The 23153-nt window shown below is 54.4% G+C and carries 25 protein-coding genes and 1 riboswitch; of the genes, 12 read left to right on the top strand and 13 right to left on the bottom strand.

Features of this window, described 5'->3' with window-relative positions; translation table 11 throughout:
* Nucleotides 1–113 precede the first annotated feature (113 nt).
* The 10 genes from CW267_RS13115 to dalD all read right to left on the bottom strand — a co-directional run bounded on the left by CW267_RS13115 (nucleotide 114) and on the right by dalD (nucleotide 11762).
* Nucleotides 114–887, bottom strand: coding sequence for an ABC transporter ATP-binding protein (locus CW267_RS13115; protein WP_012967575.1), 774 nt, complete (start codon nucleotides 885–887; stop codon nucleotides 114–116).
* 10 nt (nucleotides 888–897) lie between these two features.
* On the bottom strand, nucleotides 898–1761 hold the full coding sequence (locus CW267_RS13110; RefSeq protein ID WP_032736203.1) for an ABC transporter ATP-binding protein: 864 nt from the start codon (nucleotides 1759–1761) through the stop codon (nucleotides 898–900).
* Nucleotides 1733–2638 (bottom strand): ABC transporter permease, encoded by a 906-nt coding sequence (locus CW267_RS13105; RefSeq protein ID WP_002912641.1) that lies wholly within the window; start codon nucleotides 2636–2638, stop codon nucleotides 1733–1735. The genes CW267_RS13110 and CW267_RS13105 overlap by 29 nt, the downstream gene beginning before the upstream one ends.
* Nucleotides 2635–3672 (bottom strand): ABC transporter permease, encoded by a 1038-nt coding sequence (locus CW267_RS13100; protein ID WP_012541059.1) that lies wholly within the window; start codon nucleotides 3670–3672, stop codon nucleotides 2635–2637. Before CW267_RS13100 ends, CW267_RS13105 begins: the two co-directional genes overlap by 4 nt.
* Nucleotides 3669–5291: an ABC transporter substrate-binding protein gene (locus tag CW267_RS13095; protein WP_048330991.1), complete on the bottom strand. Its 1623-nt coding sequence runs from the start codon at nucleotides 5289–5291 to the stop codon at nucleotides 3669–3671. The genes CW267_RS13100 and CW267_RS13095 overlap by 4 nt, the downstream gene beginning before the upstream one ends.
* Nucleotides 5292–5410: 119 nt before the next feature.
* Nucleotides 5411–6565, bottom strand: a complete 1155-nt coding sequence (locus CW267_RS13090; protein WP_008804070.1) for a mandelate racemase family protein — start codon at nucleotides 6563–6565, stop codon at nucleotides 5411–5413.
* A gap of 297 nt (nucleotides 6566–6862) precedes the next feature.
* The gene (locus CW267_RS13085; protein ID WP_086070609.1) at nucleotides 6863–7525 is read right to left on the bottom strand and encodes an HAD family hydrolase; all 663 of its coding nucleotides are present in this window, start codon (nucleotides 7523–7525) and stop codon (nucleotides 6863–6865) included.
* Nucleotides 7526–7573: 48 nt separating this feature from the next.
* The gene (gene dalT, locus CW267_RS13080; protein ID WP_008804068.1) at nucleotides 7574–8851 is read right to left on the bottom strand and encodes a D-arabinitol transporter; all 1278 of its coding nucleotides are present in this window, start codon (nucleotides 8849–8851) and stop codon (nucleotides 7574–7576) included.
* A 70-nt stretch (nucleotides 8852–8921) separates the two neighbouring features.
* A complete protein-coding gene (gene xylB / locus CW267_RS13075) occupies nucleotides 8922–10385 on the bottom strand; it encodes a xylulokinase (RefSeq protein WP_100781300.1) in 1464 nt (487 codons plus the stop codon).
* Between the two features lie 9 nt (nucleotides 10386–10394).
* A complete protein-coding gene (gene dalD / locus CW267_RS13070; RefSeq protein ID WP_032736020.1) occupies nucleotides 10395–11762 on the bottom strand; it encodes a D-arabinitol 4-dehydrogenase in 1368 nt (455 codons plus the stop codon).
* A 206-nt stretch (nucleotides 11763–11968) separates the two neighbouring features.
* Between dalD and CW267_RS13065 the strand changes: the two genes are divergently transcribed.
* Complete coding sequence (locus CW267_RS13065; protein ID WP_012541054.1) at nucleotides 11969–12910, top strand: sugar-binding transcriptional regulator; 942 nt, start codon at nucleotides 11969–11971, stop codon at nucleotides 12908–12910.
* Nucleotides 12911–12991: 81 nt separating this feature from the next.
* Here CW267_RS13065 and fbaB read toward each other — a convergent pair whose 3' ends face one another.
* From fbaB to thiM, 3 genes are all read right to left on the bottom strand, one after another.
* Nucleotides 12992–14044, bottom strand: a complete 1053-nt coding sequence (gene fbaB / locus CW267_RS13060) for a class I fructose-bisphosphate aldolase (RefSeq protein WP_047666802.1) — start codon at nucleotides 14042–14044, stop codon at nucleotides 12992–12994.
* Between the two features lie 147 nt (nucleotides 14045–14191).
* Nucleotides 14192–14992: a bifunctional hydroxymethylpyrimidine kinase/phosphomethylpyrimidine kinase gene (thiD, locus tag CW267_RS13055; protein WP_008804064.1), complete on the bottom strand. Its 801-nt coding sequence runs from the start codon at nucleotides 14990–14992 to the stop codon at nucleotides 14192–14194.
* Nucleotides 14989–15762 (bottom strand): hydroxyethylthiazole kinase, encoded by a 774-nt coding sequence (gene thiM / locus CW267_RS13050; RefSeq protein WP_064180637.1) that lies wholly within the window; start codon nucleotides 15760–15762, stop codon nucleotides 14989–14991. The genes thiD and thiM overlap by 4 nt, the downstream gene beginning before the upstream one ends.
* Nucleotides 15763–15796: 34 nt before the next feature.
* Nucleotides 15797–15894, bottom strand: a riboswitch (TPP riboswitch).
* 1060 nt (nucleotides 15895–16954) lie between these two features.
* Between thiM and CW267_RS13040 the strand changes: the two genes are divergently transcribed.
* The 11 genes from CW267_RS13040 to CW267_RS13010 all read left to right on the top strand — a co-directional run.
* Nucleotides 16955–17782, top strand: coding sequence for a hypothetical protein (locus tag CW267_RS13040; RefSeq protein WP_100781299.1), 828 nt, complete (start codon nucleotides 16955–16957; stop codon nucleotides 17780–17782).
* An 89-nt stretch (nucleotides 17783–17871) separates the two neighbouring features.
* Nucleotides 17872–18030 (top strand): hypothetical protein, encoded by a 159-nt coding sequence (locus CW267_RS30530; protein WP_160805878.1) that lies wholly within the window; start codon nucleotides 17872–17874, stop codon nucleotides 18028–18030.
* 10 nt (nucleotides 18031–18040) lie between these two features.
* A complete protein-coding gene (locus CW267_RS31520; protein ID WP_264755079.1) occupies nucleotides 18041–18163 on the top strand; it encodes a hypothetical protein in 123 nt (40 codons plus the stop codon).
* 40 nt (nucleotides 18164–18203) lie between these two features.
* Nucleotides 18204–18779, top strand: a complete 576-nt coding sequence (locus CW267_RS13030) for a hypothetical protein (protein ID WP_100781298.1) — start codon at nucleotides 18204–18206, stop codon at nucleotides 18777–18779.
* A gap of 385 nt (nucleotides 18780–19164) precedes the next feature.
* A complete protein-coding gene (locus tag CW267_RS30055) occupies nucleotides 19165–19410 on the top strand; it encodes a recombinase family protein (RefSeq protein ID WP_016161520.1) in 246 nt (81 codons plus the stop codon).
* A 15-nt stretch (nucleotides 19411–19425) separates the two neighbouring features.
* On the top strand, nucleotides 19426–19590 hold the full coding sequence (locus CW267_RS30525) for a hypothetical protein (RefSeq protein ID WP_153677459.1): 165 nt from the start codon (nucleotides 19426–19428) through the stop codon (nucleotides 19588–19590).
* Complete coding sequence (locus CW267_RS30050) at nucleotides 19583–19789, top strand: hypothetical protein (RefSeq protein WP_133124643.1); 207 nt, start codon at nucleotides 19583–19585, stop codon at nucleotides 19787–19789. The genes CW267_RS30525 and CW267_RS30050 overlap by 8 nt, the downstream gene beginning before the upstream one ends.
* A gap of 101 nt (nucleotides 19790–19890) precedes the next feature.
* On the top strand, nucleotides 19891–20187 hold the full coding sequence (locus CW267_RS13025; protein ID WP_023341984.1) for a hypothetical protein: 297 nt from the start codon (nucleotides 19891–19893) through the stop codon (nucleotides 20185–20187).
* 1 nt (nucleotide 20188) lies between these two features.
* Nucleotides 20189–20572, top strand: coding sequence for a hypothetical protein (locus CW267_RS13020; RefSeq protein ID WP_100781297.1), 384 nt, complete (start codon nucleotides 20189–20191; stop codon nucleotides 20570–20572).
* A 112-nt stretch (nucleotides 20573–20684) separates the two neighbouring features.
* Complete coding sequence (locus tag CW267_RS30045) at nucleotides 20685–21059, top strand: hypothetical protein (protein ID WP_016161525.1); 375 nt, start codon at nucleotides 20685–20687, stop codon at nucleotides 21057–21059.
* Between the two features lie 5 nt (nucleotides 21060–21064).
* A partial coding sequence (locus CW267_RS13010; RefSeq protein WP_133124740.1) for a hypothetical protein occupies nucleotides 21065–23153 on the top strand: 2089 nt, incomplete at its 3' end.

Here is a 23153-nt window from a genome sequence, read left to right as displayed (position 1 = left end):
CCAAACACCGCACTTACATTAATAGACGATATCTACAACCTCAAACTCCTATAATATCAAATAATTACCCATTAAAATGGGCGCATCTGCCGTGAGACAATGCGCCATCAAGCTTAGTACTCCGCCACCTCGCGCGCCATTTCGCGCGTATATTGCCGACTGGCGTTAACCAGCATCTGCGTATAGGCCGTCCGCGCCTCGCCGCTGACCAACGCATCGACCGTCAGGGTTTCGAGGATCTTCCCGTACTGCATCACCGCCACTTTCTGGCATAAGTGGGCAATAACCCCGAGATCGTGGGTGACCATCAGGTAAGTGAGCTTAGCCTCCCGCTGCAATTCTGCCAGCAGGTTAAGGATCTCAGCCTGCACCGACACATCCAGCGCCGACGTCGGCTCATCCAGCAGCAGCACCTGTGGCTCAAGAATCAGCGCTCTGGCTATCGCCACGCGCTGCCGCTGCCCGCCGGAGAGCTGATGCGGATAGCGCTCACGAAAAGCGCGGTTGAGGCCAACTTTATCCAGCAGCGCATTGATCCGCCGGTCGCGGTCATTGAAACGATGGATCTGCAGCGGCTCTTCGAGGATATCGCCAATGGTGTGACGGGGATGCAGCGATCCGTAGGGGTCCTGAAATACCATCTGCACCTGACGGCAGCGCTCGCGGCTAATTTCATGCCCTAAGGGCTGAGCATCGATGGTCAGTTCCCCCTGCCAGTGGGTAAACAGCCCCGCCAGGCACTTGAGCACCGTCGTTTTACCGGAACCGGACTCTCCTACCAGACCGTAGATCTCGCCGGGCTTAACGTGGAAACTGACGTCATACAGCACCTGGTTACGCTTCTCCCCCTCGCCAAACGCGAGGTTGAGATGTTGAACTTCAATCATTATCCGCTCCTTAATCCGTTAACCAGCTGGCCTGACGCTGCAGCACCGGCAGTATCGGGCGACGATGCTGCATATCCGGCAGCGAGTTAATCAATCCCTGAGTGTAGGGGTGACGGGCGTTATCGAGATCTTTAGCGGCGATGGACTCCACTACCCGTCCGGCGTACATCACCAGTACGCGGTCGCAGAAGCTGCGCACCAGGTTGATATCGTGGCTGATAAAAATCAGCCCCAGCCCGCGCGACTGAACCAGGTCATCCAACAGGCCCAGCACCTGCAGGCGCACCGACACGTCCAGCGCGGAGGTGGGCTCATCGGCAATGATCAGTTCCGGGTCGGTAATCAGCATCATGGCGATCATGATGCGCTGCCCCTGTCCGCCGGATATTTCATGCGGATAAAGCTGATAAACGCGCTCCGGCTGGCGAATACGCACCACCTCCAGCATCTCCAGCGCCCTGGCTTTCGCCTCATCTTTGCGCCCGGGATGATGAGTAAGCCAGGCCTCGGCGATTTGCTTACCCACGCAGACCACCGGATTAAGCGAATATTTCGGGTCCTGCATAATCATAGAGATACGTTTGCCGCGTACGCCGCGCATCTGCGCTTCGCTAAGATGCTGCAGATCGAGGTCGGCAAACTGCATCCGGCTGGCGCTGACGCGGGCCTTTTTCGGATGCAGCTGCAGCAGCGCGCGCCCAACGGTGGACTTACCCGAACCGGACTCGCCGACAATGGCCAGCTTCTCATGCCCCAGCTGGAAGGAGACGCCGCGCACGGCGTGGGTCACCGCGCTACCGTTAACAAAGTCGACGCACAGATCGCGCACGTCGAGCAGCGGTGCATTATTCACTGCGGGGATCGAGGATGTCACGTAGGCCATCTCCTAAGAAGTTGAACGCTAAGCTATTGATCAGAATCGCCAGCCCCGGAATGGTTACGACCCACCAGCACTCCATCATATAAGTGCGCCCGCTGGAGATCATCGCTCCCCACTCCGGCTCTGGCGGCTGCGCGCCGAGGCCGAGAAAGCCGAGGCCGGCCGCGGTCAGAATGATCCCGGCCATATTCATGGTGATACGGATAATGACCGAGGGCAGACACAGCGGCACGATATGGCGCCAGAGGACGCGGGCCGATGAAGCGCCCTGCAGACGCACGGCGGAGATAAAATCGGCCTGGCGCAGAGAGAGCGTTTCGGCGCGCGCCAGACGGGCAATCGGCGGCCAGGCGGTCAGCGTGATGGCGATAACCACGTGCTCCAGCCCCGGTCCTAAAGCGGCGACAAACGCCAGCGCCAGGACCAGACTCGGGAAGGAGATGAAAATATCGGTGACGCGCATCAGCACCATATCGACTTTACCGCCGAAATAGCCAGCGCTGACGCCCAGCAGCAGCCCGAGCGGACCGACGGTCACCGAGACCAGCAGCACGATATAGAGCGTGATGCGGGAGCCGTACACCAGACGACTAAAGATATCCCGGCCAAACTCATCGGTGCCGAACCAGTGCTGTGCATTCGGCGCGACCAGCGCACTATTCAGGTCCTGTACCAGCGGGTTATAAGGCGCAATCAGCGGCGCGAAAATCGCCACCACCAGCAGCAGAAAGATAATGCCTCCGCCGATGGCCGTGAGCGGATTGCGCGCCATTTTGCCGATAAACCCGACGGCCCGCGCCGCCGCGCGTTGCAGCCGCTGACGGCCTTCGCCCGCACCGCCCGAAAGCGGCGAATCCAGAGAAACGGTCATGATTTTGTCCTCGGGTCAAAGAATTGATACAGCAGGTCGGAGAGCAGGTTGAGCATCACGAAGATCACGCCCACCAGCAGCACGCAGCCCATCACCGCATTCATATCGCCCAGCAGCAGGCTACCGGTAAGGTAGGAGCCGAAACCCGGCCATGAGAAGACGGTTTCAATCAGCACCGCGCCTTCCAGCAGCGCGCCGTAGGCCAGCGCCACTACCGTCAGCAGCTGCACGAGGATGTTACGAAACGCATGGTTCCAGATAACCTGACGCTCGGTCAGCCCTTTCACCCGCGCGGTAATAATGAACTCCTGCGACAGCTGGGCCAGCATAAAGCTGCGGGTCATACGGCTGATATAAGCCAGCGAGTGAAAACCCAGCAGCGAGGCGGGAAGAATCAGATGATTAATGGCGTTCCAGAACACCTGGCCGTTGCCTGCCAGCAGCGCATCAACGGTCATCAGGCCGGTGCGGCGCGGCACCACACCATCCAGCCCGAGATCTACCCTCCCGGCGCCGCCTACCCAGCCAAGCCAGGCATAGAACACCAGCAGTCCCATCATCCCGACCCAAAAGATCGGCGTCGAGTAGCCCGCCAGGCTGATAATGCGTACCACATAATCGGAGACGCTATTGCGCCGCGCCGCCGCCAGCACGCCCAGCGGAATACCAAGACCCGCGCCGACAATAATCGCCATCGTCGCCAGCTCCATGGTGGCCGGGAAGACGCGGATAATATCGTCCACCACCGGTTTCCCGGTCAGCAGCGCGTTGCCCAGATCGCCGTGCAACAGGTTGACGAAATAGATACCAAACTGGGTGGTCAGCGATTTATCAAACCCCAGTTGCTGGTAAACCTGCTGATAGGTGCTCTGGTCAGCATCCGGGCCGACAATCGCCAGCACCGGGTCGATGGGCATGACGCGGCCAATGGTAAAGGTCAGCAGCAGCAGGCCGAACAGCGTAATCACCACCTGCAGCAGCCGTTTGGATAAGCGCCGGCCGCGTGAGCCGGGCGCAAGGATTGCGGTACTCATCCTTTATCTCCTTCGCGGACTTTATAGACGTCACGCAGAAAAGTGGTGGCGGAGGGGTGCGGCTGATACTCCCGTACCTCGTTGCGCACGACGACCGAATCAACCATCTGCGAAAGCGGAATTAAAGCCGGAACCAGCTGGTCGTAGCGTGTCTGGATGGCCTGGTAGTCAGCCACCTGTTTTTGCGGATCGCGTTCCAGCAGGGCCTGGTCAATCATCGTATTAAGCTGCGGGTCGTAAAAACCGGTACGCCAGCCCTGGAAGTTGGTCAGGCGCGCCTTATCGCTGTTATCCGGGTTATAGACCAGCGCGCGCAGGCTGGAGTGCGGATGCGGCTCCATCCCGCTGCCGCCGCGACCTACCAGCAGGTCAAATTTACGCTCGCGCATCGCGCCGTAGATCTGGTTACCGGTGCCGGTGATGATTTTGGCGTTAATCCCCGCCTGCATCAGCGTCGACTGCACGGCGATAGCGATGTTAAGAAATGGCTGATCGGAGAGTACCCGCAGCGTGGTATCAAAGCCGTTGGGATATCCCGCTTCCGCCAGCAGCTTTTTCGCCCGCGCCACGTCCAGCTTATAGCCAGGGTCGGGCAGCGTGGATGGCATGCCCGCCTTAATCGGCCGCTGGTGCAGCACGCCGTAGCCCGGCATCAGCGCTTTATTGATACCCTGATAATCAATCAGATAGCGCACCGCCTCGCGCACTTTCGGATTGGCGAAGTGCGCCTCTTTCATGCTCATCGCCACGTAGTACATGGTGCCGCGCTGCACCGCATCGACGGTCAGCTGCGGGTCGCTGCGCAGGGCGTTGATATCGGAAACCGCCATGTTGTTGGCAATATCAAGGTCGCCTTTTTCGATCATCAGACGCAGGGTTTGCGACTCCTGGAAATGGCGCAGCACCACGCGGCTCATTTTCGCCTCGCCGCGCCAGTAGTCAGGATTGCGCTTCATGCGCAGCACCTCTTTTGCCTGCCAGGTTTCCAGCGTAAACGGCCCGGAACCGGCTTCATGGGTGGTTAGCCAGCGGTTGCCCCAATCGTTATCCTGCTGGTGGCTTTGCACCGTTTTACTGTCCAGCACCCCGAGGTTGCCCAGCGCCGCCAGCGAGTAAATCACCAGCTGCGGATCGTTATCTTTGGGTAATACGATTTGCACCGTGAAGCGGTCCGGCGCGCTGACCTGGCTGTCGATATTTTTCTTACTGAAGCCATAGGATTTCCATACCGAGGCCTGGGCCAGGTTGAGGTGCAGGATGCGCCGCATCGACCACACGACGTCGGCGGCGGTCAGCGGGTTGCCGGAGTGAAACTTGACGTCGTCGCGCAGATGAAAGGTCAGGGTTTTGCCGTCGGGGCTGATATCCCAGGATTTCGCCAGCGCGGGCTTAACGGTGGTGAGCTGCTCAGGGTCCAGCTCCACCAGCGAGTCGTAGAGGTTGACCACGATCCCCACCACTTCGTTACCGGTCATCGCCGCCGGGTCAAGGGTGAGCAGGTTATTCATATTCATCCCGATGATCAGCTGGTCGGGCGGGGTTTTCGCCACCGCCTCTCCGCTCCCCATCGACATGGCGAGCGCGAGAATACACGCTGCCAGTAAGGAGGTTTTTTTCATATCTCTGTTTGCCTGTACTGTAGGGTACATGTTGCCGGATGGCGGCATTTTAGCCTTATCCGGCCTACCGGGCCGCAGACCCGATAAGCGCAGCGCCATCGGGCATTTATTTTTTTAAATCAGTCGTGGCTAACGGTATTGGCTTCGATATACGCAAAATTAATGTCTTCGCCGAGACCCGGACGTTGTGACAAATGCACAAATCCCTGATCATCCATCGGGTCGACAATGCTGTTGAGATAGGCCGCCGGTTCATCGTAGTCGAGGAACGGATGCAGCAGGCCGCGCTCATACCAACGGCAGTTACGGATCGCGCCGACCACCGCCAGGCTTGCCGCGCCGTTGCCGTGGACTTCGCAATCCATGCCGAAAGATTCCGCCAGCGCCGCCACCTTCATGGTCGGGGTAATGCCCCCCACGCCGTTAGCGCCGGCGCGCAGAATGTCGCAGGCTCCGGCTTTCACCCATTCGGCGCGCATGTGGTGCTTGCCGCCGAAGCTCTCCGGCCCGACGATGGGAATCGACAAGTTTTCCGCCAGCCACGCGTAGGAGGACATCGAATCCTCCTCCATCGGCTCTTCAAACCAGGCGAAATTGAGTTTTTCCAGCGCTTTGCCGATCCACAGCGCCTCGGCGCGGCTGTACCAGTGATAGCCATCAATCATCAGGTCAATATCCGGCCCTACCGCTTCGCGCACCGCCGCGCAGGCTTTAATATCCATTTTGGGATTGGGCGCAAAAGAGATTGGCGGCATCCAGGTGTGCAGTTTGATGGCCTTGTAGCCGCGGGCGACCAGCTTTTCGGCAAAGGCGGCATACTCTTCCGGGGTCGACAGGCCGCCGGGTAGATCGTCGCCGCACATGGTGCTACCGTAAGCCGGGACGGTGTCGCGATAGCCGCCGAGCAGCTTGTAGACCGGCATCCTGAGGCTGCGGCCAATCAGGTCCCACAGCGCCTGTTCAACAAACGACAGCGCGCGCTCCGTTAGCTGATGTGCGCTGCCGCGCTGCCAGTGGTTAAGATCCTGCCAGATACGCTCGCGGTTAAACGGGTCCTGCCCCACCAGCACTTTGCGAAAAAAAGTATTCACCACGAACGGGCGCACGACTTCCGGAGGCGCAAACGAAAAACCCTGCGCCCCATCATCAGCGGTGATGGTCAGCATCGCCATTTTGGCCATGCTTTCAGCCCCCGGATGGGAGTGCCCGGCGCTGTCGGAAACCCGACGAGTGGGATACTGGAAAACGGTGACATTCACAGATTCAATTTTCATGCTCAATCCTTATCACGGCCAAATCCGATCGACAGAGGTAAATCGGTAAAGCGGTTTCACATTATTGAAAATATGTTTCAATATATAATCTAAGCACAATTACGTAGCAGTGCCTCGGACAAACACCGCTAAGCAAGGCCATAAATTTGGGCATTGGCACAACAAGACGTGACTGTTTTCACAAAAGATGAGCGAAATGTGAGGCGGATCGGCATGGAGAAAAAAGGGCGTGAGCGCAGAAAAGAGAGTGACCGACCGTGTACATCCCGGGATTTTCTGCGCTCACGAAAGCGTAAGTTATGCGACCGCCGCTGGCTCGGCGTTAAGCGCTTCCAGCAGTTCAGGTAAGGTTTGATAGCGGCCGACAGCGGCCTGATAGCGCCCCTGTCGGCTATCTTCGGCAACCACCGCCGTGGGAATACCGGCGGCCTGAGCCGCGCAAAAGCCGGTAAAGCTATCCTCAATCACCAGGCACTGGCTGGCGTTGAGATTGAGCTTGCGCAGCGTCGTCAGATAAACCGCCGGATGTGGCTTTCCACGTTCTTCATCATCTGCGCTGCAAACCACGTCGAAAAAGTGCCAGAGCGAGAGCTTGTTCAGCACAGCGGCAATAACCTGGCGGGATGATGACGTGGCGAGCGCAATTTGATAGCCCGCCTCGCGAAAATAGCGTAACGCCTCATGCACGCCGTGCATCGGCTCGCCTTCGGTGGCGATCAGGCCGGTAATACGCTGCAATATCGCGGCTTCAAGCCGCTGCGGGTCGAGATCAAGCTGAAAATAGCGGCACCAGGTGCCGGCGATTTCGTCGAGGCGTTTGCCTTTGGTGAGGGTTTCACACTCATCCACGCTCGCCGTTGCCCCCCACTGCGCGAGGGCGTCAATCTGCGCCTGTCGCCACAGCGCCTCGGAATCAATAATCACGCCATCCATGTCAAAAATAACCGCCTGCATACTCATTCGTTCACCTCATTAAGGCTGGCATGCGCTTCATGCCAGCCGCATCACCTAAGAGAATTCAACCTGCTCGCGGGCGGTTGCTTCCTTGTGGGAGAACCCCGGCTGCTCCACGCGGATAAAGGCGCAGAGGAAAAAGGCCACCACGTACAATGCGGTGTAGGCGATCACCACCCCGATGGTGCTGAAGAACGGCAGCAACACCACGGCAATCGCCGGCGCGAGAAAGTTCGACATCCCCGCCGACAGGTTATAGACCGAAATCGCCGCGCCTTTGTGCTTCGGCTCCAGCGCCGGGAACACAGCGGCCAGCGGCACGAAGGCGGCGACAAAGATCCCGAGGGCGATGGCGGGGATCAGCGCCATCGCAAAGCTATGGCCAAAGTGCTGAGGGATGTAGTAAAACGCCAGGCTGGAGAGCGCCATCCCGATGCAGCCGAACCAGCGCACCACCTTCATCCAGCCCAGTTTTTCCCCCAGGATCCCCCACAGCACGTTAGAGAAAATGGTGGTGAAGAAGAAGACTGCCCATACCTGGAGCCATTCTGAAGTGGTGAAGCCCAGCTCATCGACAAACATCATCGGCATAATGACCGCAAAACCGAACAGCGAGAGGGTATTGATAATCCTGACCATGCTCGACAGCAGAATATTGCGGTTGGTATAGAGCAGCGTCGCGGCGCGTCCCAGCTCGGAAAATTTCTGGCGAGTGGTGAGATTCTGCATATGCTGCGGCGTTTGAATATGGCGCAGGGAAGCCAGGGCAATCACGCCCCCGGTGACGCAGAAGGCCAGCGCCAGCCATAAAGTCCCCAGTTCGCCAATGTGCGGAATGGTGAAGCTCGGAATATAACTGCCGAACACGCCGATGCCGATGGAATAGACCGCCCAGAACCAACCGATGGCCGAGCTGGCATTGTCGCTTTTGACGTTATGGACAATCGCCACGATAAACGAGTAGAGGAACAGCGGATAGGCGAAGCCGCGGATGCCGTAGAAAATCAGGATCAGCGCATAGTTGGCGTGACCGAGGCCGAAAACGAGGAACAGCACGTGGAACACGCACCACAGCACGAAGCCAATCATCATCGTTTTCAGCGGGGTGATAATTTCCGCCACCACGCCGGAAATCCACGCCGATAGCGCGGCGGCCAGGCCGTAGAGGGTAAAGGCAAAGGAGGCCTCCGCCGGAGAGAAGCCGAGCGCTTTGATATAGTGCGACAGAAAGGCTAATTCGAAACCGTCGCCGGTCATAAATACGGCAATGGCAATGTATCCCCAGAGCAGGTTCAGGGGTAAACCGAGCCACTGTTTATTATTGATAGACATAATGACCTCGTTTTCAGGGTACAGGGTGGCCGCTCCGCAACGTGCAACGCAGCGGCTGTTATGATGAAAATCAGTGCTGCCGATAATTCAGATCGTTTAAATACAGGTCTTTAAACTGCGCGTAGCGTTGCATCAGGGTGTGGTGGCGAACGGGATCCGCACGCCAGGTCTGCCAGACTTCCGGTTTTTCACACACCGCGGCAATCGGTTTGCCCGCCGCCAGACAGGCCAGCCGCGCCGCGCCCAGAGCGCCGCCCGTCTCTCCCCCTTTATGGGTCACCACCGGCATAGCGAGAATATCGGCCAGCAGCTGGGCCCAGAACGGACTGCGGGCGCCGCCGCCCACCAGCGAGCACTGCGCGATCGACGTACCGCTCTCTTTCAACGCCTGCAGGCCGTCGTTGATACCGAAGCTCACCCCTTCCAGCATCGCGTAGCCAAGCTGAGCACGCAGGCTGGCGTGGGTCAGGCCCCAGAACATGCCGCGCGCATCAGGATCGTTATGCGGAGTACGTTCACCGGAGAGATAGGGCAAAAAGAACGGGGCGTGGGCTTTCTCCTCCTCGCTGAGCTCGGCAATTTCCGCCAGCAGCGCCACCTCCGTGGTGCCGGTCAGGCGGCAGAACCACTGCAAACAGCTGGCGGCGCTCAGCATGACGCTCATCTGGTGCCACAGGTTCGGCAGCACGTGACAAAACGCATGTACCGCCGACTGCGGCGCCGGACGATAGGCGTCGGTCACCACAAACAGCACCCCGGAGGTGCCGAGCGAAATAAACGCATCCCCCGGCGAGACCGCGCCGACGCCAATGGCGCTAACCGCGTTATCCCCCCCGCCCCCGGCCACCACCACCGAGGCGTTCAGCCCCCAGCGCGCCGCCACCTGCGGATCAAGGGTGGCGGAAACCTCGCAGCCTTCGACCAGTGTCGGCATGTGGCTGCGCGACAGGCCGCACTTGTCCAGCAGAGCGTCGGACCAGTCGCGCTTCGCCACGTCCAGCCACAGCGTCCCGGCGGCGTCCGACATGTCGGAGACTTTCTTCCCGGTCATCCGATAGCGCAGATAATCCTTCGGCAGCAGCACCGTGGCGGTGCGCTGAAAGTGTTGCGGCTCATGACGGCGCACCCACAGCAGCTTCGGCGCGGTAAAGCCCGGCATCGCCAGGTTGCCCGCCACCTGATGCAGCTCCGGCGCCATCGCCTCCAGCTCGGCGCACTCTGCGGCGCAGCGGGTGTCGTTCCACAGAATGGCCGGACGGATCGTCTCCCCCTCTTCATCCAGCAACACCGCGCCGTGCATCTGTCCGGAGAGGCCAATCGCCTTGATGGCCGGCCAGTGCTGCGCGCATTTTTCCCGCAGCGTGTTCATCAGGTACTCCGTCGCCTCCCACCATAACTCCGGCGATTGTTCTGACCAGTGCGGATGGGGCCGCTGAATACTCAGCGGCGCGCTATGGCTGGCGATAACCTCATAGTTCTCATCAATGACCAGCGCTTTGACTTCCGATGTGCCGAGATCGATACCCAGATACATAGCCACCTCTTATTTAATCAGCGTGTAAACGGCGGCGACTTTCTCGCGCATCAGCGCCAGGAAATCCGCGTTGTTGGCGAGGTCACCAAACAGGGCTTTATCGCGGGCATAGACAGCCACCGGATCCTGAGCCTCATACATCTCATGCACCGCCTGCGCATCCAGGATGCCGTCCTGGTACTGATAGGGCAGCGTTCCCTTATGCCACTGCTCCATAAAGACGAAGAACAGCGCCGGCAGCATGGCGGTCGCCTCAGGGCGGACGCCGCGCTGATAGCACTCCTGCAGCGTGGGGGCGATCATCGCCGGAATTTTCGAGAAGCCGTCGGCGGCGACGCGCTGGTTGGTGTCCTGGATATAGGGATTGGTAAAGCGCTTAAGCACCACATCCCGGTAGGTGGGCAGATCAATGCCGTTATCGCCGAGGCAGGGAATGACATCCTCCGTGACGTAGCGGTCGGCAATGGCGTAGATAACATCGGTCAGCGTGCTTTCATGAATATACTGCTGGCCAATTAAGGTTCCCGCCCAGGCAATGCAGCTGTGCGACGCGTTCAGAATGCGGATTTTCGCCTCTTCATACGGGATGACCGACTCGACCATCTCCACGCCGACCGCTTCCAGGTTCGGGCGGGCATCACGGAAGTGGTTCTCCACCACCCACTGGATAAAGGTCTCCCCCATCACCGGCGCTTTGTCATCAATCCCGGTTTGCGCTTTGATACGGGCCGGCAGATCGGCCGCCGGACGCGGGGTGATGCGGTCCACCATGGTGTTCGGACAGGTGGTATTGGCCGCCATCCAGTCAATCACCGCCTGTTTGCCGGTGAGCTGCAGGAACTCGACCATGCCGTCGTGGAAACGCTCGCCGTTGTGGCGCACGTTGTCGCAGTTGAGCAGGGTCAGCGGCCCGGCGTCGTCGGCCATGCGCTTCTCCAGGATCCGCGCGAGGGTGCCATAAATGGTTTTGCACTCGCCTTGCAGGTCGGCCTGCAGATCGGGGTTACTGGTTTCCAGCTGATGGCGGGTGTTCAGGTAGTACCCCCCTTCCGTCACAGTAAAGGCGATAACTTTGGTCTGCGGGTTCGCCCCTTCGTTAATCAGCGGCTGCAGCCCGGCCTGCCACGGCAGCAATTTCTGGATAGAAGTAATTTCTTCATATTCGCGCTCCCCTTCCGGGCTGACGGTCTCCAGGACGTAACGTCCTCCCTGCGCCGCCAGCGCCTGCACCACCTGCTCGGCGTCGTTACGAATATTTCCTGCCGCGATGTGCCAGCGCTTATCCCCGGACGCTATCAGACGATGCAGATACCACGCCTGATGCGCGCGATGAAAAGAACCCAGACCGATATGAAGCCATGTGAATTGATTGTTCATGTTCTGTTCTCCTTGAGTTGATGGCGCCACTGTAATTGATCATTTGACCAAAATAAGAGCCACGGATCACAAAAGAACAATTACCCAATTAAATTACAAATGACCAATAAAGAGCAAAAGCTTGCCAGTTATGCCAACCACGGCGAGAATGCGGGTATTCGCCGGGCCAATTGCGAGCCCTGGTCAGCAACTTAGGGCGGGAAACCATGAGTAAAGAAGACGATATCCGGTTGGATCAGAAGGTGCGTGCCGCATGGATGTACTACATCGCCGGTCAGAATCAGAGCGAGATCGCCAGCCAGCTGGGCACCTCCAGACCTGTGGTGCAACGGCTGATCGCCGCCGCGAAAGAAGAAGGGATAGTGTCGATTAATTTGCACCATCCGGTAGCAAACTGCCTCGATTATGCGCAGTTGCTGCAGGAAAAGTACCGGCTTCTCGAGTGCAATGTGGTCCCCGCCTTTAGCGAAGAAAGCACCCTCGACAGCGTGTCGTTTGGCTGCTATCAGCTGATGGCTCGCTATCTGCAGGATGATAAGGAGAAAATCATCGGCCTGGGCTCGGGCCTGACCCTGAAAAAAGCGCTGCAGCGCATCGATTTTGACAGCCTGAATACCCGCTGCGTGGCGCTGATCAGCGCCATGAACGCCGACGGGCAGTGCAATTATTACGATGACGTGCCCCTGCTGCTGACCCGCAAAATTAAGGCCAAGTACTATCAGTGGCCGGCGCCGCGCTACGCCCAGAGCGCGGAGGAGCATGAGATGTGGTGCACCAACCGCTTATTCCGCAGCGTCTCCGGCGTCGCCCAAGAGGCGGACGTGATTTTTGTCGGCATTGGTCCCCTGGGCACGCAAAGTCCGATCTTTAAAGACGGGTTTATCAATCAGGCGCAAATGGATGAGCTGACCGCGCGCGGCGGCATCGGAGAGATCCTCGGACGGTTTATCGATGCGGAAGGCCACGTGGTAGACAGCGAGATCAACCGCATGATCACCAGCTATGATATCCGTCAGAACCACTGCCCGCGTATTGCCGCGGCCTGTGGAGAATACAAACGACCGGCGATCCTGGCCGCCCTTAAAGGCGGCTGGATCAATGGCCTGGTGACCGATGAGCATACCGCCCGCTGGCTGCTGACGCGGTAACGGCGCGGCCTGAAGGCGCATAAAGAACGGTAACCCCGGTGCGCGTCGCGCCACCGGGGATCCCAACGATACTCGTGCTTATCAGGCGATAGTCACTTTCCCGTCGAGGTAGACGTCCTGCACGGCATTGATCAGCTTCACGCCGTCAGCCATCGATTTCTTAAACGCCTTCCGGCCGAGGATCAGCCCCATACCGCCGGCGCGTTTATTGATCACCGCTGTGCGCACCGCGTCGGCAAGGTCGGTCTCCCCGCCCGCCGCGCCGCCGGAGTTAATCAGCCCGGCGCGGCCCATATAGCAGTTGGCCAGCTGGTAGCGCACCAGATCGATGGGGTTATCGCTGGTCAGTTTGCTGTACACCCGATCGTCGGTATAGCCGAAGTTAACCGCTTTGTAGCCGCCGTTATTCTCCGCCATTTTTTGCTTAACGATATCGGCGCCGATGGTGGCCGCCAGGTGGTTGGCCTGACCGGTCAGGTCCGCGGAGACATGATAGTCGACGCCATCTTTCTTGAACGCCGAATTGCGCAGATAGGCCCACAGCACGGTGACCAGGCCCAGCTCATGGGCCCGCTCAAAGGCGGCGGAAATCTCTTCTATCTGACGACGCGATTGTTCCGAGCCGAAATAGATCGTCGCTCCCACGGCCACCGCCCCCATATTGAACGCCTGCTCAACGCTGGCGTAGAGGGTCTGGTCGTATTCGGTGGGGTAGCTCAGCGTTTCGTTATGGTTGAGCTTCACCAGGAAAGGGATGCGATGCGCGTATCGGCGCGACACCGAGGCCAGCACGCCGTAGGTCGACGCCACGCAGTTACAGCCGGCTTCGATCGCCAGCTCGACGATATTTTTCGGATCAAAGTACAGCGGGTTGGCGGCGAAGGAGGCGCCCGCCGAGTGCTCCACGCCCTGGTCAACCGGCAGAATGGAAAGGTAGCCGGTTCCTCCCAGGCGTCCGGTATTGTACAGGGTCTGCATATTGCGTAGCACCGGCGGTGGTCGGTTATTATCCACCATCACCCGATCAACATAATCTGCCCCAGGCAGATACAGCTGGTCGGCCGGAATGGTTATACAACGGTGCTGCAACAGGCTCTCGGCATCTTTGCCCAGCAACTGCGTAATATCAGTCATAGCAATCTCCCGTAAGGCCGGCCGAAGCCGGCATGCATTATCCCAACCCAATTTTTTTGGGCAGGTTAAGCCTGGTACCGACTTAGCCTATTTTCCAGCCGGGGGGCCATTTTTTCAGGAGATTCTGCTGTCCCGTTGTGCTGCCATTTACCACCAGGCGTGGAAATGGTGCACCGGACCGATGCCGTGGCCCACTTCCAGAGAGTCGGCCTGCGCCAGGGCCGCCGACAGCCAGGCCTTCGCCTCGGCGACGGTGGCCGCCCAGTCCGCATGACGCGGGCGCAGCGCCGCCAGCGCGGCGGAGAGCGTGCAGCCGGTGCCGTGGGTATTTTTGGTCTGCACGCGCGGCGTGGTAAACCGCTGTTCCCCTTCGCGGGTGAAGAGCCAGTCCGGGCTTTCGGCGTCGTCGAGATGGCCGCCCTTCATTAATACCGCGCCGCAGCCCAGCGCCAGCAACGCCCGCCCCTGCTCCAGCATCTCGCGCTCGGTGCGCGCATGGGGGGCATCGAGTAGCGCGGCCGCTTCCGGCAGGTTCGGGGTGATCAATGACACCTGCGGCAACAATCGTTGACGCAGGGTCTCCACCGCCGAGGCCGACAGCAGCGGATCGCCGCTTTTCGCCAGCATGACGGTATCCAGCACCACGTTGGCCACCCGGTAGCGCGCCAGCCGCTCGGCCACGGCTTCCACAATATCGGTCTCCGCCAGCATGCCGATTTTGGTGGTATCGATACGCACATCGCTGAACACCGAGTCGAGCTGCGCGGCCACAAAATCCGGTTCGATGCGATAGACCGACTGCACGCCGCGGGTATTCTGCGCCACCAGGGCGGTGATCACCGAGCAGCCATAGGCCCCCAGCGCGGAGAAGGTTTTCAGATCGGCCTGGATACCGGCCCCACCGCTGGGATCGGTGCCGGCGATGGTCAGGGCGTTGATGCGTTTCATCCCTGCACCTCCTGATACAGCACGTCGAGAAACGCCGGAATAAAGCTGCCAGGGCCTCCCTGACGGGCGGCGATCTCCCCGGCCTGCTTCATCAGCCCACAGGCGGCGGCCACGTTTTCCAGCCGGTCCCCCGGCAGCGCAGCGCTCGCCGCCACCACCGCCGACAGCGCGCAGCCGGTGCCCACCACCCGGGTCATCAGCGGATTACCCCCCACCACGCTGAGCACCCGCTCGCCGTCGGTGACGTAATCCACCTCGCCGGTAACCGCCACAATGGTGGTTAACTGACTAGCCAGCGCCTGGGCCGCCGGCAGCGCCGCGGCGGCCGTATCGGTGGTATCCACCCCGCGCCCGCCGGCGCTCATCCCGGCCAGCGCCAGAATTTCAGAGGCATTGCCGCGAATGGCCGCCGGCTGGAGGGCCAGCAGCTCGTGACAAAAGGCCGTGCGCACGGTCAGGGCGCCGACCGCCACCGGATCCAGCGTCCAGGGCTTTCCGGCCTGACGGGCGTGTTCCACCGCGACGCGCATTGCCACGGCGCGATCTTCGGTCAGGGTACCGACGTTAATTAACAGCGCATCGGCGATAGCGGCAAACTGCGCCGCTTCGCGGGGATCGATCACCATCGCCGGCGAGGCGCCGACGGCCAGCAGAACATTGGCGGTAAAGGTCTGCACCACGTCATTGGTCATGCAGTGCACAAGGGGGGAATGGGCGCGCAGCAGATGGCGCAGGTGCGCGACAGGCGCGGGATTCAGCAGCTCAGGCATGGTTTGCTCCCGCCAGACGAGGTAGAAGCAATGACCCTGCGGTCTCTGACTTCCCTACGCTGGCATTATCCAGATCAGGTGGTACGGGTATTTCTCAGCCTTCAACGAAGAAGGGCACCCCGAGTCATCGTTACAATAAACTTCTGTAATTCTGCCAGCTTAAGGCAAGTAGCTTGTTAGCACAAGCCTCCCGCAGGGTCATTGCTTCTACCTCGTCTGGCGGGATACGCATTATCACAGTTTTATCTCACTTTTATCACAGCATATGTGACACCTAACGCAAGAAAGCCAACTTAAATTAATAGCCCGGACATAGTATGCATTGATACAATGAACTCTTATCTAGTTAAGGTGAGATTGCAGGGGGGTAATGTGGTCACGACGATATTTATCATCTTAGGGGTACTCTTTTGTGCATGGCTATCACTAGTAATCGCGGGATTTATACATAGCTCTATTTGCAGGGTAAGAAACTCAAGATGGATTATCAATAAGCTTATGAGTGAATATAACTACGAAGAAGAGCTTGCACGCAATATTATTATCCAAGTTGACTCCATAACCAAATGTAAACTTCTTGGCAAAAATAAAGCCGCGTTTTTAGATGCTACGGAGAAGTTTATATACAAAATGACTGGCGAAATTAGTACCAATAAAGACCCCCTCTAAAACGCTCTCAGAGAGTTTACAGGCGGCTTTAGGATAATAGGGAATACCTTTTCTTATTTTTATCATTGAATTGATTACAGAGTCTCCTGTTAACTTAACTCCTATAGACGCAGCATAGCTGCACTCCCCTTTTAAGTGAAAATAAATTTCCTTATAAAACATACAGATGAAAAATAAATTAAAAATGGTTTTGCACAAATCGACTTTTTTGGAGTGTATATACATATAGGGTATGAAAAAAGTAAGAAACATGTAAGACTCAATCATACGCTCTATCGAGCACATTAATCTTCTATCTCTTGGGAGCTTATGAAGCAACCTTAGTTGCTGAATAGCTTCCCGCGTCTGCGCCGCAGGCATTCTGTTATCTCTTTATTATTTAATAATGATTTAATTAATATAATAGGAGGACATATTGTCCTTACTCAGTGGACAAATTGTCCTTACTACCCCGGACATATTGTCCTTAGTCACTGTAAACAGCTATGACCTAATATAATTATAATAATAAGGTAAGCCCTCTATGATTGTTAAGTGTGAAGATGTTTTTGTAGACTCTCTTACAGGCGAGATTATTAACCCTTTAGATTATTGTCTACCAGAAGGCTACGATGTGTCACCAGCGGTGACAGAGTCTTTAACTGGCCTCCCTTTGAAAGGGACTTATACTACTACTGCCGAAATTAAAAAAGGTAAAGGGCGTAAGCCTAAAGAGATTCTTAACCCGTATTGCTCTATCTTCCAAAACCTAGAGCGTAAAGATGTTAGAACTACTACTGCCGAAATTAAATCAGTAGCTATCCTACCGTCAGTCATTGATGATGTAGTGACCGGAGCGTTACGCTTGAATGAGGCAGGGGACAACACAACTGTTCCGCGTAATCAGCTCTTGTTTGTTCTTGCCCATTTAGAATCTCTGTCAGTAGAAAGCATTCAAAGACTGTTCACTGCTAAACGTGAGCTTAAAGGTGATGCTATTCCGGGGGAGAGATATTGCCGCTACATCTTGCGTAAATGTGAAAGCGTCATTCGCAGCCTGTCATATCATATTGAACGCGGTAACTTCTCTCAGCGTACATCATTTGATTTCGCTCAGGATGCTAAGGATTATGAAAAGTATGGATGCGTGCCCTCTTGTGTAATTTCTCCAGCTCCATTTACTAAAGGGGATAAAGAGATAATTCGTAAACTTGCTATTGAAGGGAAGCTCGTAGAAGCGGATAAGTACCTTAAAGCAGTATCTGATGCACAGGATAAACTGATGAAGAAGTTCTCCGCTCCAACATTAAAACAGATTGAAGCTGAGATGAATGCTGAGTTTCCGTATGACCCATACATTAGGCAATATTAATTAATATTATCATCAATAATAAGGAAAAAGAAAAGATGAAGATCATCCCCCTTATGAAAGCGCTGCGTGCTCCTTCCGGGAGCGTCCCCATGTCTGAGCTTATGGCCCACTTAAATATCTCCAGAGAGCATTTAATGCTCGATATTAAATGGGCTTTCATCAATCGCCTGTTTGATATGTACATCAATAACGATGATGAACTGGTATACACCCTCCTCCCGGAAGGTGAATTCTTCCGTAACGCGTAAGGAAATTAACATGCACTTAAAGTTTCCTCAAATCCTGTTCGATACAATGGCAAAAGAAGCTCACAACAAAGGAACCAGTGTAGCTGCTTTGATTGTAAATCTCCTGATGCAACATTATAAACTAACCGAATAACATTTCTTCCTAATACAAATAACAATAAAAGGAAATCAATATGTCTTACATCCCTCGTTCAATCTCTGTAGGCGACATTATCCCAACCAACAACTGCGGCGACATTCGTATTGTTGAATACAAGAATGCTAAACACATCACTGTTGAATTTCTTAACACTGGCTCTCTCAAGGTAGTTAAAGCTTCATCCATTAAAGCGGGTAAAGTAGAGGATAAGATGAAGCCCACCTTTATGGGAGTTGGTTGTATCGGAGAAGGGAATCATCCTACACGCATTAACGGAAAGGTTACTCGTGAATACTCTGCATGGTCTAATATGATTCGGCGGGTATATGGGAATCACCCTAAGTATGCCTCCTACAAAGATTGCACTATCCACCCTCTGTGGCTCAACTTCTCTACCTTCTGCGATACGCTTCCTCAATTGATTGGCTATGCTGAGTGGAAATCTAATGAGAAAGAATGTGCCTTAGATAAAGATGTTCTCTTTATTGGTAATAAAGAATATGGCCCCTTCACTTGTATGTTTGTTGATGCGGCTCTCAATTCATTAGAGAGTAACATCCGCCGTTGGCGTAAAGAGCACGCTGATAAAGTAGAAGGGGAGGCTAAGTGATGGAGCCATTCCTCTATTTAGTTGCCACTACTTTCTTCTTAATTAGTTATTTATGGCCTTAATAATTCAAAGAGCCTAGCCGCAGATAGCTCTGCCCGGGGATGGATGCGTAAGGGTTTGGTCGCCTGAGTGTATCCGGCTCTATCTATCCGGGGGAGAGGAGAACTAGATTATATCGTACTGCCATTCGGTGTAGTCGCTCTTCTGACCTCCTCTCCCCCGCCTACATTCAGGCACACTTTTGATACCTTTATAATATGAAACTAAAAAATAAATATGCACAATATATTTACGACTTAATCACCTTAGCTTGGCTTGACTGGAAGATCATCGCATACATCCTTTCTGTCAGCGCTATAGGGAAATTTCTTATAGGATTTATACTATGACCTTCACTTATACGCGCCCTACTTCTGAACACTTAACTAAATCACGTCAAGCTTCCGCTGAGAAATACCAGCAGACTGTACGTCCTATTGTGGAAGAACTACTCACCTTTGGTTATGGCTATCAGGCCCTGTCAAATGTCCTCAATGCTCGCGGAGTTTTCACTCCACAAGGCAAGCCCTTTAATAAGCAGAGCGTTCGCTATTTACTCTCCATTCTAGAGCTAACCACTGGCAATCAATAATAGGGGGAAGAGAAAATGAACACAGCCGCATCCCTTAAGCGTTTACAAATAAGAATACCTCCGGCAATGCGTGAGCCTTTGAAAGAACATTGTAAGCAGATAGATAAAAGCCCAAGCCTGATTCTTCTCTCTCTTCTTAAAAACTATTTAGAGATTGTCGGAGCTTATGATAATGAATGAATTAATCAAACTGGTTTCCGAAATCGACCCCTTTAAGGGCAGTTTCCCTCAAGTTAAACGCTCCCCTCATAATCCAGATGATGCTCGTTCAAGAGCAGCAAGGAAATATCCTAACAAACAAAGCCCGGCTGAGTATAAGAAAAGCTATCATAAACAATACGCATATAATGAATTCATGCCATTTGAATATGCAGACTAACTCCCTCTCTAAACACCCCGTAGAAGCTCCTGCATCGCGTTCTAAGAGGACTTCCCCTGTCAACCATTAATCGGGCAACATAATTAATATAAAGGCTCCTGATGAATTATACAGAACATAGCATTAAACTACTAAATGAAGAAGAAGCAGCTAAGCATTCCCCCTTTGGCATTGCTTATGCCCTTTCAACTAAATATCCCCTAATGGACAGCAAGCATTGTCAGATAATCAGTGAAGCATTATTCCTCACTGGCATTGAGACATCATTATATGAGCGCCGCTATTGCTCCCCATTGAACGCTGTAGCTTCTGACATACATTTTACAGCAGAAGAATTAGACACGCTCGCAGAGCTGCTGGAAGCGTTTAAAGACATATCAAAAAGAAAAGGAAAATAATATGGCATACCCGTTTGAAGAGATGGTACAGAAACTTATTGAAGCTGGTTATTCTCGTGAAGATGCTATGGCGGCTGTAGCTGCTGATGCTCAGCGCGTAGCAGAAGAGAAGCGAGCCATTGCAACCACTACAACATTACGCAACCAATATGGCGGCTTTGATTTGAGCAAGGCTAAAGACTTCTTCTCCCACGCTCGTAAGCAGGAAGAGGCTAAGAAGTATTTTGACCCACTGGAAGGAATGCAATCCACTGACTCCCTGTCTAAACGTGAGCAGATGGATATGATTCGAGGGAAGCATGTAGGGAAAACAGAGAATGTTTCTCCATTACAGAGCGTTAATGCTGGAGTGGATTTCTTTAAGAAACTGCGTGAGGGTAAATAATAATGGCCCTTCTTATCTATTTCCCTGAGCTTTGGTCAGCCAGTAAAACGCAGGTGATGGCCCTCTATTACATGCTGAAAGATTTAAAATAACATTACAAGAGAATATACACATGTCTGATTTATTTGAGGGATGCAAATCTCCCTTCCGCATTTGGAGTATTCTGGATATTCCTTCTTTTATCTATGAAGGAAACACCATCCCCTTCCCTCCGCAACATCGTATTGTATTTGCTTATATGGCCTCCCTTGCTAATCGCTATGGTGATGTGAGAGTTTCCTATTTTTCTGTGTGTAAACGCACAGGCATGGATGAAATAGAAGAAGTGGCGGCAATCTTTAAATGGCTGGAAGCCTTCCGCCTCATCAAGCGTAAAGTAACTCTCTTTGATGAAGACAAAGGCAAGAAAGAAACCACACGCTATGAAGTTAACTATCCTGACAATCAATTTCCTTATGAAACTCTTCCCCCTTCAATGGAGCGATAATATAAATGGCAGATAATAAATATTCTATTGATGATTTTGAGGATGGGCAGGACTACCAGATTGAAGATTTTCAGGATACAGACGCTGTAGGAGAAACAGCACCCCCTGCTACCTCCACCCCCTCTAATCGTAATCAGGCTGCTACTGTAGCCCTCCTTAATTCTAATGACCCCGTTCAACAAATGGCAACCTATCAGGCTGTTAACGCTGAACTGGTGAATCATGGCACCAGCCCCACAATGCAGGATATTACAGAGCAGGTTACAGCTAATGAGCAAGCCGCTATGCAGCGCACTACAGCCCAATACTTAGCAGACCCCTCTATTTCTGATGAATGGAAGCAGAATGCAATCCATGCAGTGAATGATCGTAATAGCCCAATGTATAACCCCCGCGCTCTGTTAGGTACTAAGGAGGCTGTACAGGCAACTCCCAATCAGACAGAAGAGGCAGCAGATTTACGGGGTTTATGGGCGGCAGGTATTTCCTCCGCAATCGCCGCTCAACGTGAACAACAGAAAACGCTCAATGCTATGAAGCAGAAGAGCAACGCTGTAGCAGATTATTCAGCAGTGGCAGAAGATATGCTCCCTCTGGTATCTGGTGCTAAACAGGCTGGACTGGAAACCGCTATGGGTGGCACTGGTGGAGAAGCGCTTAAAGCTTTCTTCCTCCCCGGTAGCTCACGCGCTGCTATGGCTGAGAAGTTTAACAGCCTTCCTCTGGAAGAACGTAGTGCTGCGTTAACGGCCTTGTCTAATGCCCTCTCCTCTGAGGGGAAAACGATTCTACTCCCGGACTCAATCGACCAGTCTAATTATGAAGCCCTACAGCAGATTGTAGAGAATGGCTCTTACACTATCTCAGATAAATATATTGATAACATCATGGGCCTGTTAGATATTGCTGGCATTGGCTCTATGATTAAGGGTGGCCTGAAAGCAACGGGTAAACTTGCTAAGGCTGCTGGGGCAGTGGATGAAGCAGCAGAAGCCGCCAGTGCTACCGAACGTAGCTGGCAGCGTCGCTTCATTGCTACAGACATCCAGCCCACTTCCCCTTCTCAGGTGATTAAGGATGCTAACCCGGATAAAGCTCGCCAGCTTCACACAATGGCTGAGGCAGATGAGACGGGGGATGTAGCTGAGGCGCTTTATGGTACTAGCCGTACTGAGGCAGTAGCTGGTGATTTAGCTCCCCAGCCCGGTAGCGTAAATGGCTCAGTAAAAAATAAAGTACATCGCCCAGAGATTGCCTCTGATATTGCTGAGATGGCAGACAATGACATTATTAACCTTGTCACTAATACCGCCTCTCCCCATATCTCCCAGCGGGAGAAACAAGCTTTAGCCGCTAACGTGTCTAATGATTTCTTTAACGCTACGGGGATGTCATCACGGAAAGAGATGTCAGCTATAACAGAAGCTCCTGATGGCGGGTTACATATCTCCGCTGTATATGGCCCTACAGACAGTGGATGGTCAAATGTACAGGATGCGTTTAATCAAGCTCAGTTTGCATTAAGTAAATATGGTGTAGATGAAAATGATATTACCATCCTTATGCGTAATGGTGATGAATATATTCCAATTGACAGGGCAGCTCAGGATAAGCTCCTGAAAGGGAATAACACGCAGATTAAAGGCGATTTCCTCCTACAAGTTAATCAGCGTTATGAATATAACGCCAGTGATTTAGCAGATACACAGTTTGAGAAATTCGGGGTAAGTTCAGTATTCAATGTGCTTAACCGCTTTGAATTTGCTAATGGTAAAACTGGGCATGGCTCTCTCACCTCTCAGGTGATTGATCCTGCTTCTATGTTCTCTCCTGAATTCCTTAAAGGGGCTGTATTAGGCGATATTCAGAGCGACCGTGTAGCAGCTAAGCTGATGGAAATATCTAAGCCTTTTGTAGATACGGTTAAGAAGATTCCAGCAGAGCGGCACTTTGCTATGGAGCGTTGTATTAAAGAGGCTAACCTGAAAGGGCAAGCCCTCTCTCCAGTCACGCTCAAGGCTGAGGGATGGAGCGCTCAGGAGATAGCTGGTTTCCAGAGCTTTCGTAAAACTCAGGATACTCTCTGGGCTTTAA

Origin of the sequence: Klebsiella sp. X1-16S-Nf21, assembly GCF_002837615.1 — a bacterium.
Taxonomy (GTDB): Bacteria; Pseudomonadota; Gammaproteobacteria; order Enterobacterales; family Enterobacteriaceae; genus Klebsiella; species Klebsiella variicola.
This window is presented reverse-complemented; position numbering and strand designations above follow the sequence as displayed.

Bases quoted from the DNA above. Each gene is read 5' to 3' on its own strand.
- CW267_RS13115 (WP_012967575.1), bottom strand. From the start codon at position 887: ATGATTGAAGTTCAACATCTCAACCTCGCGTTTGGCGAGGGGGAGAAG.
- CW267_RS13105 (WP_002912641.1), bottom strand. From the start codon at position 2,638: ATGACCGTTTCTCTGGATTCGCCGCTTTCGGGCGGTGCGGGCGAAGGC.
- CW267_RS13100 (WP_012541059.1), bottom strand. From the start codon at position 3,672: ATGAGTACCGCAATCCTTGCGCCCGGCTCACGCGGCCGGCGCTTATCC.
- CW267_RS13095 (WP_048330991.1), bottom strand. From the start codon at position 5,291: ATGAAAAAAACCTCCTTACTGGCAGCGTGTATTCTCGCGCTCGCCATG.
- CW267_RS13090 (WP_008804070.1), bottom strand. From the start codon at position 6,565: ATGAAAATTGAATCTGTGAATGTCACCGTTTTCCAGTATCCCACTCGT.
- CW267_RS13085 (WP_086070609.1), bottom strand. From the start codon at position 7,525: ATGAGTATGCAGGCGGTTATTTTTGACATGGATGGCGTGATTATTGAT.
- dalT (WP_008804068.1), bottom strand. From the start codon at position 8,851: ATGTCTATCAATAATAAACAGTGGCTCGGTTTACCCCTGAACCTGCTC.
- xylB (WP_100781300.1), bottom strand. From the start codon at position 10,385: ATGTATCTGGGTATCGATCTCGGCACATCGGAAGTCAAAGCGCTGGTC.
- dalD (WP_032736020.1), bottom strand. From the start codon at position 11,762: ATGAACAATCAATTCACATGGCTTCATATCGGTCTGGGTTCTTTTCAT.
- CW267_RS13065 (WP_012541054.1), top strand. From the start codon at position 11,969: ATGAGTAAAGAAGACGATATCCGGTTGGATCAGAAGGTGCGTGCCGCA.
- fbaB (WP_047666802.1), bottom strand. From the start codon at position 14,044: ATGACTGATATTACGCAGTTGCTGGGCAAAGATGCCGAGAGCCTGTTG.
- thiD (WP_008804064.1), bottom strand. From the start codon at position 14,992: ATGAAACGCATCAACGCCCTGACCATCGCCGGCACCGATCCCAGCGGT.
- thiM (WP_064180637.1), bottom strand. From the start codon at position 15,762: ATGCCTGAGCTGCTGAATCCCGCGCCTGTCGCGCACCTGCGCCATCTG.
- CW267_RS13040 (WP_100781299.1), top strand. From the start codon at position 16,955: ATGATTGTTAAGTGTGAAGATGTTTTTGTAGACTCTCTTACAGGCGAG.
- CW267_RS30530 (WP_160805878.1), top strand. From the start codon at position 17,872: ATGTCTGAGCTTATGGCCCACTTAAATATCTCCAGAGAGCATTTAATG.
- CW267_RS31520 (WP_264755079.1), top strand. From the start codon at position 18,041: ATGCACTTAAAGTTTCCTCAAATCCTGTTCGATACAATGGCAAAAGAA.
- CW267_RS13030 (WP_100781298.1), top strand. From the start codon at position 18,204: ATGTCTTACATCCCTCGTTCAATCTCTGTAGGCGACATTATCCCAACC.
- CW267_RS30055 (WP_016161520.1), top strand. From the start codon at position 19,165: ATGACCTTCACTTATACGCGCCCTACTTCTGAACACTTAACTAAATCA.
- CW267_RS30525 (WP_153677459.1), top strand. From the start codon at position 19,426: ATGAACACAGCCGCATCCCTTAAGCGTTTACAAATAAGAATACCTCCG.
- CW267_RS30050 (WP_133124643.1), top strand. From the start codon at position 19,583: ATGAATGAATTAATCAAACTGGTTTCCGAAATCGACCCCTTTAAGGGC.
- CW267_RS13025 (WP_023341984.1), top strand. From the start codon at position 19,891: ATGAATTATACAGAACATAGCATTAAACTACTAAATGAAGAAGAAGCA.
- CW267_RS13020 (WP_100781297.1), top strand. From the start codon at position 20,189: ATGGCATACCCGTTTGAAGAGATGGTACAGAAACTTATTGAAGCTGGT.
- CW267_RS30045 (WP_016161525.1), top strand. From the start codon at position 20,685: ATGTCTGATTTATTTGAGGGATGCAAATCTCCCTTCCGCATTTGGAGT.